Genomic DNA, 2,907 nt, shown 5'->3' on the forward strand with positions numbered 1-2,907 from the left:
CCTTTAGCCCCGATAGAACACACGAACCTCCTCCGGTGTCCCGTTTTATCCGGTTAATCCGTTTCAGAAGGACACCCACCGCAATATCGTCACCACTCTGTGCACCCGATCGTGGAATTCGCGTCTCGTTCGCGTTTGGCGTTTCCGGGCACTGGGTAGCAAGCGTTCGCGACCCCCGCTGTGCGGCGTCCGGTCAACGCGCCGGCGGGGGTCCCGTTAGTCACGCGGGGCGGATGTGTGCGCATCCGGTCCGCTTTCCCCGGGAGGTCGGGTCCGTCGGGGTGGGCCCGGCCTCCCGACCATGCCTGCCCGAAACCCGCGGAAAGCACCGTCGGCGTGCGCTATCCCACAGCGTCCCCGCGCCCGTGCGACCGGGCGGAACCCGCTGAGTACCGTGAGCCAATCCCGATCAGGGCAAAGGAGCCTCGCTGTGCCGCCCACCACGTTCCAGCACACCGAAGTCCTGCCGCTCGGCAAGGACACCACCACCGAATACCGGCTGGTCACCGCCGACGGCGTCGAGACCGTCGAAGCCGCCGGGCGGAAGTTTCTGAAGGTCGACCCGGAGGCGCTGACGACGCTCGCGCGCACGGCGATCACCGACATCCAGCACCTGTTGCGTACATCACACCTGCAGCAGCTGCGCGCGATCGTCGACGATCCCGAAGCCAGCGGCAACGACCGGTTCGTCGCGATGGACCTGCTCCGCAACGCGGCCATTTCGGCCGGCGGCGTGCTGCCGATGTGCCAGGACACCGGCACCGCGATCGTCATCGGCAAGCGCACCGAGGGCGTGCTGTCCGGCGGCGACGACGAGCGCGCGCTGTCGCAGGGCATTTTCGACGCCTACCAGCAGCTGAACCTGCGCTACTCGCAGATGGCACCGATCAACTTCTGGGAAGAGCGCAACACCGGCACGAACCTGCCCGCGCAGGTCGAGCTGTATCACAAAGACAGCGACGCGACGGACCCGTCGTACGAGTTCCTGTTCATGGCCAAGGGCGGCGGCAGCGCCAACAAAACGTTCCTGTACCAGGAAACGAAGGCAGTCCTGAACCCGAAGCGGCTCGCCCGGTTCCTGGACGAGAAGCTGCGCAGCCTGGGCACGGCCGCGTGCCCGCCGTACCACCTGGCGATCGTCGTCGGCGGCATGTCGGCCGAGTTCAACCTCAAGGTCGCGAAGCTCGCCTCCGCGCGCTACCTGGACAACCTGCCCGCCGAGGGTTCCGAATTGGGCCACGCGTTCCGCGACCGCGACCTCGAGCAGCAGGTGCTGGAGATGACGCGCCAGTTCGGCATCGGCGCCCAGTTCGGCGGCAAGTACTTCTGCCACGACGTCCGAGTGATCCGCCTCCCCCGCCACGGCGCGAGCTGCCCGGTCGGCGTCGCGGTGTCGTGCTCGGCCGACCGCCAGGCGAAGGCGAAAATCACCAGCGAAGGCGTGTTCATCGAACAACTCGAACGCGACCCGGCCCGCTTCCTCCCGGACGTCACCGAGGACGACCTGTCCGACGAGGTCGTGTCGGTCGATCTGAACCAGCCGATGGACCAGATCCGCGCACAGCTGGCGCAACTGCCGGTGAAGACGCGCCTGTCCCTGACCGGCCCGCTGGTCGTGGCGCGCGACATCGCGCACGCCAAGATCGCCGAGCGCTTGGACGCCGGCGAGGAAATGCCGCAGTACCTCCGCGACCACCCGGTCTACTACGCAGGCCCGGCGAAGACCCCCGACGGCTACGCGTCCGGCTCCTTCGGCCCGACAACCGCAGGCCGGATGGACTCGTACGTCGCCCAGTTCCAGGCTGCGGGCGGCTCGCTCGTGATGCTGGCGAAGGGCAACCGCTCGAAGCAGGTCACCGCGGCTTGCAAAGAACACGGCGGCTTCTACCTTGGCTCCATCGGCGGCCCGGCCGCACGGCTGGCGAAGGACTGCATCAAGAAGGTCGACGTCCTCGAGTACGCCGAACTGGGCATGGAAGCAGTCTGGAAAATCGAGGTCGAAGAGTTCCCCGCGTTCATCGTCATCGACGACAAGGGCAACGACTTCTTCTCCGAAACCAGCGAACCAGTACTGCAAATCAGCTTCCGCTGACCCACTGGCGACGCCGAGGTCAGCCGGGAAACATCCCGCCCAACCGGGCGAGAGTCTTCTCGATGGCCTCGGCGTTGCGCTTGGGAAACCCGAGCAACCGAATCGCGAGCGGCGACCGGGCAGTAGACCAGTCGAACGTCTCGGTGACTTCGGTGCGCCCGTCCCCCGTCGGCTCAAGCAGCCAACGCCACCGATGCCCAGAAAAGTGCCGCCAGGCAATCAGCCGATTCTCCTCGAACTCGACCACAGTGTTCTGAATCCGATACGGCGCACCCATCCGCATCTCCATGCCGAACTCCGCCCCCAACGACAACCGATCCGGCGCCGCCCCACGACTGGCGCGCACCGTGCCGGACCCGTCGATGAGCGGATGCTGAGCCGGATCAGCAAGCAACGCAAAAATCCGTTCCGGCGCAGCAGCGATGAGAGCACTGCGCGAAACCTGGCGAGTTCCCATAGCCGCAAAGCCTAGAGCCGCGCAGGCGCTGAGGCCATCGACGCACCCCCGAACAGCCTCGTGAGATCTTCACCGCGAGCGCCTGCCAGCACTTGCGAAGTCCACTGTGGACTGAACGGCCGAGAAAGTCCGTGAGGGGAACCCTGAGGGACTCTGATTCCCTCAGGGTTCCCCTCACGGACAGCCATTCCCTCAAGGCGCCCCTCACGGAACCAGATTCCCTGAAGGAGCCCTTCACGGACCCCCGCCCCACAAACCGCAGCCAACGCACCCAACCAAGGCAGCCACACCCCCCGCACCCCGATACGAAGCCTTCCCTGCGGTCTGGGGGTGCTTGTCAAGGCCTCTTACCCGCCTT

2 protein-coding genes are annotated in these 2,907 nt (G+C 66.3%); one reads left to right on the forward strand and one right to left on the reverse strand.

The genetic code is table 11. The features are described 5' to 3' along the window. Positions 1–430: 430 nt before the first annotated feature. Positions 431–2,092: a fumarate hydratase gene (locus D0D37_RS46180; RefSeq protein WP_116206878.1), complete on the forward strand. Its 1,662-nt coding sequence runs from the start codon at positions 431–433 to the stop codon at positions 2,090–2,092. Between the two features lie 19 nt (positions 2,093–2,111). On the opposite strand, the gene D0D37_RS46185 is transcribed toward D0D37_RS46180, so the two are convergent. Further along, positions 2,112–2,549 carry an SRPBCC family protein gene (locus tag D0D37_RS46185; protein ID WP_116206879.1) on the reverse strand — a complete coding sequence of 146 codons (438 nt, stop codon included), beginning with the start codon at positions 2,547–2,549 and terminating at the stop codon, positions 2,112–2,114. Positions 2,550–2,907 lie beyond the last annotated feature (358 nt).

Source organism: Amycolatopsis circi (assembly GCF_003385235.1).
GTDB lineage: Bacteria > Actinomycetota > Actinomycetes > Mycobacteriales > Pseudonocardiaceae > Amycolatopsis > Amycolatopsis circi.